General features: G+C 60.2%; 13 protein-coding genes. 7 read left to right on the forward strand and 6 right to left on the reverse strand.

Annotation, left to right across the window (positions count from 1 at the left end; genetic code table 11):
* Nucleotides 1-73 precede the first annotated feature (73 nt).
* The 4 genes from MUW49_RS09055 (at nt 74) to hemN (ending at nt 3,927) form a co-directional block, all read left to right on the forward strand.
* Nucleotides 74-691, forward strand: a complete 618-nt coding sequence (locus MUW49_RS09055; protein WP_042882257.1) for a c-type cytochrome — start codon at nt 74-76, stop codon at nt 689-691.
* An 800-nt stretch (nt 692-1,491) separates the two neighbouring features.
* Entirely contained in the window at nt 1,492-2,073 is a 582-nt protein-coding gene (yihI, locus tag MUW49_RS09060; protein WP_039039515.1) for a Der GTPase-activating protein YihI, read from the forward strand.
* Between the two features lie 11 nt (nt 2,074-2,084).
* On the forward strand, nt 2,085-2,525 hold the full coding sequence (locus tag MUW49_RS09065; protein WP_039039514.1) for a DUF2489 domain-containing protein: 441 nt from the start codon (nt 2,085-2,087) through the stop codon (nt 2,523-2,525).
* Nucleotides 2,526-2,553: 28 nt separating this feature from the next.
* On the forward strand, nt 2,554-3,927 hold the full coding sequence (hemN, locus tag MUW49_RS09070) for an oxygen-independent coproporphyrinogen III oxidase (RefSeq protein WP_244812647.1): 1,374 nt from the start codon (nt 2,554-2,556) through the stop codon (nt 3,925-3,927).
* Between the two features lie 67 nt (nt 3,928-3,994).
* Here hemN and add read toward each other — a convergent pair whose 3' ends face one another.
* The 5 genes from add to glnA form a co-directional block, all read right to left on the reverse strand.
* On the reverse strand, nt 3,995-4,996 hold the full coding sequence (add, locus tag MUW49_RS09075; protein ID WP_223945712.1) for an adenosine deaminase: 1,002 nt from the start codon (nt 4,994-4,996) through the stop codon (nt 3,995-3,997).
* A 141-nt stretch (nt 4,997-5,137) separates the two neighbouring features.
* Nucleotides 5,138-6,556: a nitrogen regulation protein NR(I) gene (gene glnG / locus MUW49_RS09080; protein ID WP_010672523.1), complete on the reverse strand. Its 1,419-nt coding sequence runs from the start codon at nt 6,554-6,556 to the stop codon at nt 5,138-5,140.
* A gap of 9 nt (nt 6,557-6,565) precedes the next feature.
* Nucleotides 6,566-7,621 carry a nitrogen regulation protein NR(II) gene (glnL, locus tag MUW49_RS09085; RefSeq protein ID WP_010672524.1) on the reverse strand — a complete coding sequence of 352 codons (1,056 nt, stop codon included), beginning with the start codon at nt 7,619-7,621 and terminating at the stop codon, nt 6,566-6,568.
* A gap of 86 nt (nt 7,622-7,707) precedes the next feature.
* Nucleotides 7,708-8,277: a DUF4124 domain-containing protein gene (locus tag MUW49_RS09090; protein WP_010672525.1), complete on the reverse strand. Its 570-nt coding sequence runs from the start codon at nt 8,275-8,277 to the stop codon at nt 7,708-7,710.
* Between the two features lie 191 nt (nt 8,278-8,468).
* Nucleotides 8,469-9,878, reverse strand: a complete 1,410-nt coding sequence (glnA, locus tag MUW49_RS09095) for a glutamate--ammonia ligase (RefSeq protein ID WP_010672526.1) — start codon at nt 9,876-9,878, stop codon at nt 8,469-8,471.
* Nucleotides 9,879-10,228: 350 nt separating this feature from the next.
* Here glnA and typA point away from each other — a divergent pair, with 350 nt between their 5' ends.
* The 3 genes from typA to dtd all read left to right on the forward strand — a co-directional run bounded on the left by typA (nt 10,229) and on the right by dtd (nt 13,641).
* Entirely contained in the window at nt 10,229-12,040 is a 1,812-nt protein-coding gene (typA, locus tag MUW49_RS09100) for a translational GTPase TypA (protein ID WP_039039512.1), read from the forward strand.
* A gap of 164 nt (nt 12,041-12,204) precedes the next feature.
* The gene (locus MUW49_RS09105; protein ID WP_039039511.1) at nt 12,205-13,077 is read left to right on the forward strand and encodes a virulence factor BrkB family protein; all 873 of its coding nucleotides are present in this window, start codon (nt 12,205-12,207) and stop codon (nt 13,075-13,077) included.
* 126 nt (nt 13,078-13,203) lie between these two features.
* Nucleotides 13,204-13,641, forward strand: a complete 438-nt coding sequence (gene dtd / locus MUW49_RS09110; RefSeq protein ID WP_039039510.1) for a D-aminoacyl-tRNA deacylase — start codon at nt 13,204-13,206, stop codon at nt 13,639-13,641.
* A 66-nt stretch (nt 13,642-13,707) separates the two neighbouring features.
* On the opposite strand, the gene MUW49_RS09115 is transcribed toward dtd, so the two are convergent.
* Nucleotides 13,708-14,388, reverse strand: a complete 681-nt coding sequence (locus MUW49_RS09115; RefSeq protein ID WP_244812648.1) for a methyltransferase domain-containing protein — start codon at nt 14,386-14,388, stop codon at nt 13,708-13,710.
* Nucleotides 14,389-14,463 lie beyond the last annotated feature (75 nt).

The raw sequence follows: 14,463 nt of genomic DNA on the forward strand, positions 1-14,463 counted from the left end.
TGAACGCGTTTATTTTAACATGCCTTCAGCGGCATGGGATCTGGAAGCCTAATAACGAGAAAGTTGGAACGCCATGAAGAACCTAGTCATTACACTTGCTCTGATGGTTGGCGTAACTGGGATGGCACAAGCCAAGGGCGATGCCGCTGCGGGACAAACCAAGGCTGCCGTCTGTGCGGCCTGTCATGGACCGGACGGCAACAGCCCAGTCGACATGTATCCCAAGATTGCTGGTCAGCACGCATCATATATCAAAAAACAATTAGTTGAACTGAAGGCTGCAGCTTCTGGCCAAACTGGTCGGGTTGCGCCCGTCATGGGACCCATGGCGTTGCCGTTGTCCGAGCAGGATATGGACGACCTTGCCGCCTATTTCTCCAGCCAGAAGGTGACGCCGGTTGCCGTGCCCGATGATGTGGTTGCCGCAGGCAAGGCGCTTTATATGGGGGGAGACATGGAGCGAGGCCTGGCCGCCTGTACCGCCTGTCATGGCCCACGGGGTTCCGGCGTCGAGCAAGCGAAGTATCCCAGCCTGTCAGGGCAGCATCCCGCCTATATCAAGGCCCAGCTCACCGCTTTTCGTTCGGCGACCCGCGACAACGATCCCAATGGCATGATGCGGGATGTGGCCAAGAAGCTGACGGATCAGGACATCGAGGCGCTCTCCAAGTATGTGGCGGGGCTTCACTGATATAGCCTGTTAGTTATCTTGTTGAAAAGAACAGGGAACCATTGTGTTCCCTGTTCTTTTTTGAGGTTGTCGCGATCGCCCGTAAACAGCCTGCATTGCTGTAAGAGATCTTCTATATACGGGGCTGGTCGTGTCTGAAAAATTGCTCACGTACATTTTTTTATGTTTTGTTTTTCAATGAATTAAGAAATAGAACATCACTTTGTACAAGTTCGAAATGTGCTTTGGTTGATTGAGTCATCCAGCGAAGAAGTTACAGTAGGCAATCAGGATTGGCCGGAGAGAGGGGGCAAAACCCGTTTTCGGTTTGACAGGATGTCGGCTCGGAGCATGCGATGAGCAATAGATGCAAAAAGCCAGGATGGTGACCGCCAGGGATGAGCGGGGCTGCGGGAGGCAACCACCCCGATGGGAGGCAGGATGTCGCCGGTTTGGGTTAGACAAACAAACACGCGCACACTCAGGACTGGTCAATAAGGATCAGGATGATCCAACGAAATGATGTGCAGTGGTTCGCCCAGGGATAAGGCGATTGGCTACCAGGGAATGGCACTCGCATGATGGAAAAAGGCAGCTTCGGCTGCCTTTTTTCTATTGGGTCATTAACCCGCCAAGACATTCTGTGTCAAAATACCAGCAACATGCCCAGAGGATGCCGATCCTGCGGTGTTCAGCGGCCCAAAGTGGTCGAATTGGTGCGGGATCCCACTCTTGTTCCATATTTACTGTTCCCCGCTTCAGCATCCTCCCCGGACGACACGCTCCGGGGGTTTCCATTCAGTTATTTGTCGGAGTCATTCATGTCGGCCAAACAACCCAACCGCAAGCCTACCGGCAAGCGCAAAGAATCAGATGCCAGTGCCCAGGAAGGTCGTGAGCGCAAGCGCGCCGCCAAGCGCAAGGGCCTGAAGGCGGGCTCCCGCCAACAGGTCGAGCAGGCGGGCAAAAAGAGCGGCTCCAAGCAGGCCAAGGATCCACGCATCGGCTCTCGCAAGCCCATCGCGCTGATTGCCGACGAGAAGGGCAGCAAGCCGGTGGCGACCAAGCCTGCGAAAGAGAAGCGGGTGGTGATGACCCCCGAGCAGGAGCTGGCGTCCATCGAGAATGATGATCGCCTCAATGCCTTGCTGGATCGTCTGGATGCCGGTGAAACCCTGGAGGCCGCAGAGCAGGCATGGGTCGATCAGCGGGTTGACCGTTATCAGGAGCTGATGGACGAGCTCGGCATCATCGACAACGACGATGACGAAGATGGCGACATGGATTTTGATGATGCCGATTTTGATGAGCCGAGTCAGCCTGCCTCCGAAGAGGAGCTGTGGGAGCGTTTCTCTCAGGCGGACTACCAGCCTGAAGCCAAACCCGAGCCGAAGAAAAAGTGATGAGTGGATGGATGCTGGCCGCCCTGTTGGGTGGCCTGATTTTGCTGGGGCTTGCCGTCTATGCCGGCACCCTGATGGCGCGTCTCAAACGCCAGCAAGAGATGCAGCAGCACGCTATTGCGGCCCGCAACGAGCGGATTCTGGAGAGTGTCAGGGTGATCGCCCACGCGGTACGAGATGGTCAGTGCGACTACTCAGAAGGCGCCATCCGGCTGACCAATCTGCTGGATGCCTTGCAAATAAAGGGGGGCCGCGCCTTTGCCACCGAGTTCCCGGGGCTCTACGGCCTCTATGAGAAGGTGAAGGAGATGCCGACCCATGAGGCGAGGCGGGCACTCAAGCGCAATGAAGTGATGAAGATGGATCTCGAACGCAGCGGCTACGAGGCCGAGCTGGAGGCGCAGATCCTTGAGGATGTCGCCAGACTGAAGGATTTTCAGTTAAGCCGGTGAGCCCATGACAAAGACAGAGGAAGCAAGCGTGCAAGCAGAACAGATTGTGTGGGATCAGGCCCTGATCGAAAAATACAACTACAGTGGTCCGCGTTATACCTCCTATCCCACTGCGCTGGAGTTCAACGAGGGGTTCGGCTATCCGGACTTTGTCCAGGCAGCGGGCCAGTATCCTGCACGCAATCTGTCGCTCTACGTGCACATCCCCTTCTGTCACAAGCTCTGCTACTACTGCGGCTGCAACAAGGTCATTACCCGGCACCAGCACAAGGCAGATCAATACCTCGACTACCTCGAACAGGAGATCAAGGCCCAGGCCCCCCTGTTCAAGGAGAGACTGGTCACCCAGCTGCACTGGGGTGGCGGCACACCCACCTATCTGAGCGAACCCCAGACTCGTCGCCTGATGGCCATGTTGCGGGAGCACTTCCACTTCGCCGAGGAGGGGGAGATCAGCATCGAGGTGGATCCCCGCGAGATCGAATTGTCCATGCTGGATGTGCTGCGGGAGCTCGGTTTCAACCGCATCAGCCTCGGCGTTCAGGACTTCAACAAGACGGTCCAGGTCGCGGTCAATCGGGAGCAGGACAACGACTTCATCCGCGCCATGCTGGTCCGTGCCCGCGAGCTGGGGTTCCGCTCCACCAATCTGGATCTCATCTACGGTCTGCCGCACCAGAACCGGGAGAGCTTCCATCACACCCTGGAAGAGGTGCTCAAGACCGACCCGGCCCGCCTCTCCATCTTCAACTATGCCCACCTGCCGAGCCGTTTTGCCGCCCAGCACAAGCTGAAAGAAGCGGACATGCCGGCGCCGCAGGAGAAGCTGGCCATGCTGCAGGACACCATTGCCTTCCTGACCGGCCAGGGTTATCAGTTCATCGGCATGGACCACTTTGCCAAGCCCGATGACGAGCTGGCCGTCGCCCAGCGCGAGGGCAAGCTGCATCGCAACTTCCAGGGCTATACCACCCAGGGGGATTGCGATCTGCTGGGGCTGGGGGTCTCTTCCATCAGCATGATGGGGGATGCCTATTCCCAGAACCAGAAGGATCTCAAAACCTACTACGCCCAGGTCGAGTCACTGGGCCATGCCCAGTGGAAGGGGTGCTCCCTCAATCGGGACGATCTGATCCGTCGTGAGGTGATCAAGCGCCTCATCTGCGATTTTTCCCTGAACTTCGCCGCTGTGGAGCAGGCCCACGGCCTGGTGTTCAAGGAGTATTTTGCCGAGGATCTCAAGCTGTTGCAGACCTTCATCGACGACGGTCTGGTGCGCATGACCGAAGAGGGGCTGGAGGTGGTCTCCACCGGTCAGCTGCTGATCCGCAACATCTGCATGTGCTTCGATGTCTACCTGCGCAGCAAGGCGCGCCGGCAGCAGTTCTCCCGGGTGATCTAGGCCGGGCAATGTCGTGGGACAATAAAAAACCGCCTTTCGGCGGTTTTTTATTGGGTTTTATCCCTGCTCAGCGTTGAGCCGCACGGGCACTGAGCTCGGCCTTCTCGGCTTCGCTCAGGAAGGCCAGGGACAGGCCGTTCTGCTGGGCGGTGCGGATCTCGCTCACCGTCATGCCGGCAGCCGGGGCCGCCACCTCGTATTCATGGGGCAGGTCGATCCCCTCCACCGCCGGATCGTCGGTATTGAGGCAGGCCAGCACGCCGGCGGCCAGGAACTGGCGGATCGGGTGATCGGCCAGACTCGCCACCGTGGTGGTCTGGAGGTTGGAGGTGAGACAGGACTCGATGCCGATGCGGTGTTCGGCCAGATAGGCCATCAGGGCCGGATCCTGGATGGCCTTGACCCCGTGGCCGATGCGCTCGGCTCCCAGCTCGCGAATGGCCTGCCACATGCTCTCGGGGCCGGCGGCTTCACCGGCGTGCACGGTGACTCGCATTCCTGCATCCCGCACCCGGCGGAAGTGGTCGGTGAAGAGATCGCCCGGGAAGCCCAGTTCGTCGCCGGCCAGATCGATGGCGACCAGGCGATCGCGATGAGCCAGACAGGCATCCAGCTCCTGCTTGCACTGCTCGGTGCCGAAGGTACGGCTCATGATGCCGATGAGATTGGTCTTGATGCCGAAGTCACGGCTGCCTGCGGCCACGCCGTCGATGATGGCTTCGACCACGCCCTGCGGGTGCAGTTTGTGGATCATCGCCATGTAGGCCGGGCTGAAGCGCAGCTCGGCATAGTCGATCCCGGCACGCAGCAGATCTTCCACGTTTTCGTAGGCGACCCGGCGGCAGGCATCGTAGTCGGCCAGCACGGCCACACCCCAGTCCAGTTTCTTCAGGAAGGCCACCAGACTCGGCTCGTTCTCGACGATCTGCACGTGCGGGCGCAGGGCTTCCAGCTCATCGGCCGGCAGTCGGATGTTGTGCTGACGTCCCAGCTCGAGAATGGTCTGCGGGCGGATGTTGCCATCCAGATGGCGATGCAGGTCGGTCAGGGGGAGGGATCTGTCAATCATGGGGCACCTTCTGCGAGTCGGGTTGGAAAGCCTGCCATTCTAGGCGGGGCGCCTGAAAAAGATACCCCGTTTGCAAGCAAACGGGGTGTGATTGGTCAGGCTTTCCCTCAAGGCGTGATGGGAATCGTTTTTCCCGCAGGCTCAGGGAATGTCGAGCTCCTTGAGCTTGCGGGTCAGGGTATTGCGGCCCCAGCCGAGCAGGCGGGCTGCCTCCTGCTTGTGACCGTGGGTGTGATCCAGTGCTGTCTCCAGCATGATCCGTTCGAACTGGGGCATGGCATCCGCCAGGATATCGGTCTCCCCCAGCGCCAGCTTGGCGGCCACCCAGTCCTGCAACTGCTGCTGCCAGCCACCGGTCAGGGCGGGCTGGCCCGGCTCGGCGGTGCTGGTGATGGGAGTCAGCAGCTCGGTGGGCAGATCGCCTACCAGCACCTCCTGGCCCGAGGCCATCACCGTCAGCCAGCGGCAGACGTTCTCCAGCTGGCGCACGTTGCCCGGCCAGGGGAGGCGGCTGATGTAGGTCTGGGTATCCGGGTGCAGGCTCTTGGCCTCCACGTTCAGCTCCTTGGCGGCTCGCAGCAGGAAGTGCTGGGCCAGCTGGGGGATGTCCTCCCGGCGCTCCTTGAGGGCCGGAATATGGATGCGGATGACGTTGAGGCGGTGGAACAGGTCTTCCCGAAACTCGCCGTCGGCGACCCGCTTCTCCAGATTCTGGTGGGTGGCGGCAATGATCCGCACATCCACCTGCACCGGTTGGTGGCCGCCAACCCGGTAGAACTGCCCGTCCGCCAGTACCCGCAGCAACCGGGTCTGCACGTCCAGCGGCATGTCGCCTATTTCGTCGAGAAACAGGGTGCCGCCATCGGCCTGTTCGAAGCGGCCGTGACGAATGTTGTTGGCACCGGTGAAGGCCCCCTTCTCATGACCGAACAGCTCGGATTCGATGAGATCTTTCGGGATGGCCGCCATGTTGAGGGCGATGAAGTTCTTGTGGGCCCGGGGGCTGTGCTTGTGCAGGGCATGGGCAACCAGCTCCTTGCCGGTACCGCTTTGACCGTTGATGAGCACCGAGATGCTGGAGCGCGACAGCCGGCCGATGGCGCGGAACACCTCCTGCATGGCAGGGGCTTCGCCGATGATCTCCGGGGTGGTGGTGGCTTCCTGTTGGCGAGCCTTGCGCTTGGTACGTTGCTCCTTGAGGTGGTTCTCGGCCCGGCGTACCAGGGTGACCGCCTCGTCGATGTCGAACGGCTTGGGCAGGTATTCGAAGGCACCGCGCTGGTAGGCGTTGACCGCGCTGTCGAGGTCCGAGTGGGCCGTCATGATGATGATGGGCAGATCGGCCTGGCGGCGATGGATCTGCTCCAGCAGGCTCAGGCCGTCGATGCCCGGCATGCGGATATCCGAGAGGATCACGTCCGGTGAGCGCATCTCCAGTGAACTCAGCAGGGCTTCGCCGTCGGCGAAACTTTCGCATTCGAAGCCTTCGCTGCCAAGGGTGCGCTCCAGAACCCACCGGATGGAGCTGTCGTCATCGACGATCCACACTTTTGCTGTCATGAGGTTCCCTTATTTGCGAAGTGGTAGATAAATGGTGAATTCGGTGTGGCCCGGCCAGCTGATGCAGTCGATGCGACCCTTGTGCTGATCGATCAGGTTCTGGGCGATGGAGAGGCCCAGGCCCGTTCCCCCTTCCTTGCCGGTGATCATGGGGTAGAAGAGGGTGTCGCGAATGGCGTCGGGAATGCCGGGGCCGTTGTCGATGATCTTGATTTCGGCCGCCAGGCGATAGCGCTGGCCATGGATGGTGATCTGGAAGGCGGTGCGCGTCTTGATGCGGATGAGGCCGTCCTGATCCCCAAGGGCCTCGGCGGCGTTGCGCACTATGTTCAGGAACGCCTGTTGCAGCTGGTCCGATTCCATCTCGAATTCGGGGATGCTGGGGTCGTAGTCCCGCTCGATGCGGATCTGCGGCGGCAGCTCCAGGTCCACCAGACGGCGCACCTGCTCCAGCACGGAGTGAACGTTGTGCATCTGGTGACGGCCGGGACGCTGGGGGCCGAGCAACCTGTCGACCAGCACCCGCAGGCGATCGGCCTGCTCGATGATGATGCCGGTGTATTCACGCAAGGCCGGGTCGGGCAACTCCTTTTGCAGCAGTTGGGCCGCGCCGCGCAATCCCCCCAGGGGGTTCTTGATTTCGTGCGCCAGGCCGCGCACCAGCTCCTTGGCGGCCTGCTGCTGGGCGTGTTGCTGCAGCTCCTGGCTGATCTTCTTCTGCTGATCGATCTTGCGCAGTTCTACCACCATCAGTCGCTGTTCATGATCGGCCATGGGACTGACGCTGATCTCCACCAGCCTGGGCTCCCCCTCCACCACTAGGGTGACTTCGCTGTCGGTGAAGCCCTGCCCCGAAATGAGGCACTGTTTGAAACGCTGCAGATCGAGAGAGATGTGTTCCAGCAGGTGGGGCAGTTCGATGCCGATCAGCCGTCGTTCGCTGAGGGAAAGCAGCTGCTCTGCCGCCGGGTTGACGAATTGAATGCAGAGACGTTCATCCATGAGAATGACGGCGGTCAGCAGGTTGTCCAAGAGTGTCTTGGCGTTGTCCGAGCGGGTTGGCACAGGTTTCTCCCTAAAACGGTGCTGTACACCTAGAATGCACCAATATAGTGCATCAAGTTTACCCGCATCGGTGCGTCACATCACCCCTAATTGGCCTTGGGGGCGGCTCTGGGAGCCTGATTCACCGACGCCCTGTGCAGGTAAAAGGTGGTTGGCTTAGATTTAGCAAGGATCGTACCGTCTTTGGCGAGCAACTCGAGCCGTGCCTCATAGGCGCCCCTATCGAGGTTTTCCACCCGTATGGCCAGGCTGTTGTGAACCAGGGGCACCGCCTTGCCGTTCAGGATCAGGCGCACATCGTATTGCACCGGGACCTGGGGAGAGATCTCGCCCTGGAAGACGATGTTGCCGGTATTGTCGCGCAATGTGCTGCCCGGTTCCGGAGAGATGAGATCGATCTCCAGGGGAGCCGCTTCCAGGGCTTTCCTGGCATCGACACCGGTCAGGCTGTTGAAGTTGTCCACCTGGACCGAGTGGGGGGCTGTGCCGATGAGCGGCGAGACCCGCAGGTCCACCTCTTTTGCGCTCTTGCCGGGAGGGGGGGCATCGGTGTAGTGGGTCACCCCCTGGGGATCGACCCAGGAGTAGACGCGGGCGGCCTGTGCGGAACAGGAGGCCATCAGCAGGAGGCTCAGCAGCCAGGGTACAGTGTTCATCCATCTCTCCTTGACGGGGTTCACCTTAATCCTATCAGAGAAAAACCACGGGGTCGGGGTGTGAACAGCCGAGGGTGGTACGGCTCCGTGAACGGGATCATCTTTCTGCATGATCGTGCCCGTTCGGCGGTATTTCCGTTGCCAGAATGAAAAAAACCCGCCAGATGGCGGGTTTGTCATGGGAAAGCGGATTAGACGGAGTAGTACAGCTCGAACTCCAGCGGGTGCGGGGTCATGCGCACGCGGTCAACATCCTGCTGTTTCAGTTCCAGGTAGGAGTTGATGAAGTCATCGCTGAACACGCCACCACGGGTCAGGAACTCACGGTCTGCATCCAGTGCGGACAGCGCTTCGTCCAGGGAACCGGCAACGGTCGGCACTTCGGCGGCTTCTTCCGGCGGCAGATCGTACAGGTTCTTGTCCATGGCATCGCCCGGATGGATCTTGTTGATGATACCGTCCAGACCGGCCATCAGCTGGGCCGCGAAGGCCAGGTACGGGTTGGCAGCCGGATCCGGGAAGCGCACTTCGATGCGGCGGGCTTTCGGGCTCGGCACGACCGGGATACGGATGGAGGCAGAGCGGTTGCGGGCGGAGTAGGCCAGCATGACCGGTGCTTCATAGCCCGGCACCAGACGCTTGTAGGAGTTGGTGGTCGGGTTGGCGAAGGCGTTGATGGCCTTGGCGTGCTTGATGATGCCGCCGATGTAGTGCAGTGCCATCTCGGACAGACCGCCGTACAGGTCGCCTGCGAACAGGTTGACGCCGTCTTTGGCCAGGGACTGGTGGCAGTGCATGCCGGAGCCGTTGTCGCCAAACATGGGTTTCGGCATGAAGGTGACGGTCTTGTTGTAGGCGTGGGCCACGTTGTGGATCACGTACTTCAGGACCTGTACTTCGTCAGCCTTCAGGGTGAGGGTGTTGAAGCGGGTTGCGATCTCGTTCTGACCGGCGGTCGCCACTTCGTGGTGGTGAGCTTCGACGACCTGGCCCATCTCTTCCAGTACCAGGCACATGGCGGCACGGATGTCCTGGGAGGAGTCAACCGGGGCAACCGGGAAGTAACCACCCTTGACGAACGGACGGTGACCCTTGTTGCCGTGCTCGTAGTCGGTACCGGAGTTCCAGGCAGCTTCTTCGGATTCGATCTTCACGAAGCTGTGGCCCATGGTGTTGGAGAAGGTGATGTTGTCGAACATGAAGAATTCCGGCTCCGGCCCGAACAGCACGGTGTCAGCGATGCCGCTGGACTTCAGGAAATCTTCGGCACGCTTGGCGATGGAGCGCGGATCGCGGTCATAGCCTTGCATGGTGGCGGGTTCAAGCACGTCACAGACGATGTTCAGAGTGGTCTCTTCGGTGAACGGGTCCAGTTTGGCGGAAGCCGGGTCCGGCATCAGCACCATGTCAGACTCGTTGATGCCCTTCCAGCCGCCGATGGAGGAACCATCGAACATCTTGCCGTCTTCGAAGAAGTCTTCGTCAACCTGGTGGGAAGGGATGGATACGTGCTGCTCTTTACCCTTGGTGTCGGTAAAACGCAGATCAACAAACTTGACTTCGTGTTCCTGGATCAGGGCCAAAACGTTCTGGGCTGACATGCTAAGTAACCTCCGGTGTTAAAACTCTTTGGGTGAATGCGTCGTCACATTCACATAAGCCAGTATCGTGCCAAGTTTGTGACAGCTTGATTTCAGGGCACTTGCACCGTTTCAGGCTGTCGAGAAACCCGTTCTCATGCCGGTTGCTGCATTAAAGTGGTGCAACCTTGGATCGTTTTGGTGCACCGAGATGGTGCGCCAGCGTATCCAGGCCATCTAAGCAGCCTTTTGCTGCGGGGTCCATGATCCTGATCCTTTGTTGTGCGTGAATGTGTTGCAATTCTGCTAGGCAGATCACAAAGGCGAGAGTACAATTAGCGCCCAATTTTACCCGGTGATTTGAGGCGAGAATGTTAGAGAATTTACGCAATATTGCGATTATTGCGCACGTTGACCACGGCAAAACGACTCTGGTTGATAAGCTGCTGCAGCAATCCGGCACTCTGGATCGCACCAGCGAAGGTCAGGAACGGATCATGGACTCCAATGATCTGGAACGGGAACGTGGCATCACCATTCTCGCCAAGAACACTGCGATCCGCTGGAACGACTACCGCATCAACATCGTGGATACCCCGGGTCACGCCGACTTCGGTGGTGAAGTTGAGCGCGTACTCTCCATGGTTGACTCCGTGCTGCTGCTGGTCGACGCCGTTGACGGCCCGATGCCGCAGACCCGTTTCGTGACCCAGAAGGCGTTCGCCCAGGGTCTGAAGCCCATCGTGGTCATCAACAAGATCGACCGTCCGGGTGCTCGTCCTGACTGGGTAATGGATCAGGTCTTCGATCTGTTCGACAACCTGGGTGCCACCGATGAGCAACTGGACTTCAAGGTTGTTTACGCCTCTGCACTGAACGGTTGGGCCACCCTGGATCAGGACGTCCCGTCCGAGAACATGGAACCTCTGTTCCAGGCCATCGTCGACAACGTGGAAGCCCCGAAGGGCGACGTTGACGGTGCCTTCCAGATGCAAATCTCCCAGCTGGACTACAACTCCTACGTGGGCGTCATCGGTATCGGCCGCATCACTCGTGGTCGCGTCAAGACCAACCAGCAGGTCACCATCGTCGGTGCCAACGGCAAACCGCGTACCGGCAAGGTCGGTCAGGTGCTGGGCTACCTGGGCCTGTCCCGTACCGAAGTGACCGACGCGCAAGCGGGCGACATCATCGCCATCACCGGTCTGGGCGAGCTGAAGATCTCCGACACCATCTGTGACAACAGTGCCGTCGAAGCCCTGCCGCCGCTCTCCGTTGACGAGCCGACCGTGAACATGACCTTCCAGGTCAACACCTCGCCGTTCGCCGGTAAAGAAGGCAAGTTCGTCACCTCCCGCAACATTCTGGAGCGTCTGAACCAGGAACTGGTCCACAACGTGGCCCTGCGCGTGGAAGAGACCGAAGATCCGGACAAGTTCCGCGTCTCCGGCCGTGGTGAGCTGCACCTCTCCATCCTGATCGAAAACATGCGTCGCGAAGGTTACGAACTGGCGGTATCCCGTCCGGAAGTTATCCTGCGTACCGTGGATGGCGAACTGCAAGAACCGTTCGAAACCGTTACTGTGGACGTGGAAGAAGCGCATCAGGGTTCCGTGATGGAGCAGCTCGGCCTGCGTAAAGGCGAGATGACCAACATGACCCCGGATGGCAAGGGTCGCGTCCGTCTGGACTTCATCATCCCGAGCCGTGGCCTGATCGGCTTCCAGACCGAGTTCCTGACCATGACTTCCGGTACCGGTCTGCTGTACCACACCTTCGACCACTACGGTCCGCACAAGGGTGGCAGCATCGGTGAGCGTCAGAACGGCGTGCTGATCTCCAACGCCACCGGCAAGGCCCTGACCTTCGCCCTGTTCGGTCTGCAAGATCGTGGTCGTCTGTTCATCGGTCACGCGACTGAAGTGTACGAAGGCCAGGTGATCGGGATCCACTCCCGCTCCAACGACCTGACCGTCAACTGCCTGAAAGGCAAGCAGCTGACCAACATGCGTGCCTCCGGTACCGACGAAGCCCAGGTGCTGACTCCGCCGATCCGCATGACCCTGGAGCAGGCTCTCGAGTTCATCGACAACGATGAGCTGGTGGAGATCACCCCCAAGGCCATCCGTATCCGTAAAAAGCTGCTGACCGAACTGGATCGCAAGCGCGCCGGTCGTGCTTGATCGATAGCTGTTCATCGACAGACCAAAGAGAGGCCTTAAGGCCTCTTTTTTTATGGGCTCATGGGGCCTGAGCTGGATGGAGGCGCATCCGGCCGGTCTGCGGGTGGCCAAATGACCACCCTATCTGACACAATGTCTGCATGATCACGCTTACGAGAAACAAGATGCAGCAGCAGATCCGCGGCCGTCTGGCCCATGCACTCTCCTTCTTGCGCCACGATGGTGCCCACTTCGCCCAGTTTGTCTGGGGCCGCTTCCAGCAGGACAGATTGACGGTGACCGCCGGTTACCTGGCCTATGTCACCCTGCTCTCCCTGGTGCCCATGATCGCCGTGGTGTTCGGCATGATGTCGGCCTTTCCGGTGTTCCAGAGCCTGAAGCAGGCGATGGAGCAGTTTGTCTATCACAACTTCGTCCCCACCGCAGGGGAGATGCTCAAGGAGTACATCGACGGCTTCGTGGCCAACGCCACCAACACCACGGCCGTCGGTATCGGTGCCCTGATCGTGGTGGCCCTGATGCTCATCTCGGCCATCGACAAGAATCTCAACTACATCTGGCGGTCCACCCGAAGCCGGCCCTTGGCCCAGGCATTCGCCATGTATTGGATGATCCTGACCCTGGGCCCCGTGCTCATCGGTGCCAGCATCGCCATCTCCTCCTACATTCTCTCGCTCAGGTTGTTCGCGGCTGACAGCCTGTTCGGTATCGGCTATCTGCTGCTGCGCAGCCTGCCGTTCCTCTTCTCCGTGCTCACCTTCCTGCTGATCTATACCGTGGTGCCCAACTGCCGCGTGCGGCTGACCCACGCCTTCATCGGTGCCCTGGTGGCGGCCACCCTGTTCGAGCTGGCCAAGCGTGGCTTTGCCATCTACATCACCAACTTCCCCTCCTACCAGGCCATCTATGGCGCCCTGGCGACCATTCCCATCCTGTTCGTCTGGGTGTATCTGAGCTGGCTGGTGGTGTTGCTGGGGGCCGAGACCACCGCGTGCCTCGGGGAGTACGAGAAGCCCGGTGCAGAGGAACTGGCCTGACGCCGGCCGGCCATCACACCGGATCCCGACACAAAGGCGTTGGCCCGGGCAGGGCATTTATTGGTAGCATCGACGACCGCTCATCCCGCAGGATGGGCGGTCGTGCTGTTTTGAGAGGAGAGGGATGTGATTGCACTGATTCAGCGGGTCAGCGAGGCCAGCGTAACGGTAGAGGGAGAGGTGACCGGGGCCATCGGCCAGGGGTTGCTGGTGCTGCTCGGGGTGGAGCAGGGGGATGACGAGGCCAAGGCCGACAAGCTGCTGCACAAGGTGAGCGGCTATCGCATCTTCTCTGACGAGAACGGCAAGATGAACCTCAACGTGAGTCAGGTGGGTGGCAGCCTGCTGGTGGTCTCCCAGTTCACCCTGGCGGCGGATACCGGCAAGGGGATGAGACCCAGCTTCTCCGGTGGCGCCCATCCCGCAGATGCCGAGCGACTCTATGAGTACTTCGTGGCCCGCGCCAGGGAGAGCGGCGTGCCGACCGAAACCGGCCGCTTCGCCGCCGACATGAAGGTCAGGCTGCTCAACGACGGCCCCGTCACCTTCTGGCTGCAGGTATAAGGATGGCAGGCAGGGCAGGCCTCACCGGAGGGGCAGGACGCGATGCCTGCACACTTCGCAGGTTCTTCACCCTGCTGGTGCTCGCCCGCCCTGGCCATGCTGACGGGTCGCGTGCAGGATGACGTTGCGGTAGCCGGGCACGTCGTGGACGCGGGTCGGGCCTATCCACTCCTCTGCCAGTCGCAGAGCCTGTGCCTGTTCGAGCCGGGTGCGGGGCAGCAGATTGATGATGAGGGTGCCGCTCAGGCGGCTGGCCAGCGCCTGATAGAGCGGAGCCTGGAACAGCAGCAGGGGGTTGCCGTCCTGGCTGAACAAATCCAGCAGCACCAGATCGTAGATCTCCTGGCTCTGGTGCAGGAAGTGCAGCGCATCGGCGTGATGCAGCCGAGGTGAGCCCCCTGACGAGGGGAGGAAGAACTGCTGGAACAGGGTGAGGATCTCGGCATCCAGATCCACGCAGTCGTGGTGGGCATCGGGCCAGCGTGCCGCCAGGTGACGGGTGAGATCCCCTCCGCCCAACCCCAGCTCCAGGATCCGGCTTGCCTGCTTTGGCAACTGCTCCGCGATGCTCCGTTGATGAGGCAGACAGAGGCGGGCCGGCTGGTGGAGGCTCATGGCGGATTGCACCACGCCGTCCATTTCCAGCCAGCGATGACGGGCATTTTCAAGCACCGAAACGCGGCGTTCGGGTTTGGCACTGAGGTGCAATAAGTGATCGGCTTGGTACGCTTGCAGATTGAAGTCCATGAATTTGCACGGCAAGATGGCTTTCGACCAGTGTAACTCAAGGATGTTGTTATGTACCGGGTGGTCACCCCCCAA

The sequence above is a fragment of the Aeromonas sp. LsrichE-8G genome, from assembly GCF_022869435.1.
GTDB classification, from domain to species: Bacteria; Pseudomonadota; Gammaproteobacteria; order Enterobacterales; family Aeromonadaceae; genus Aeromonas; species Aeromonas caviae.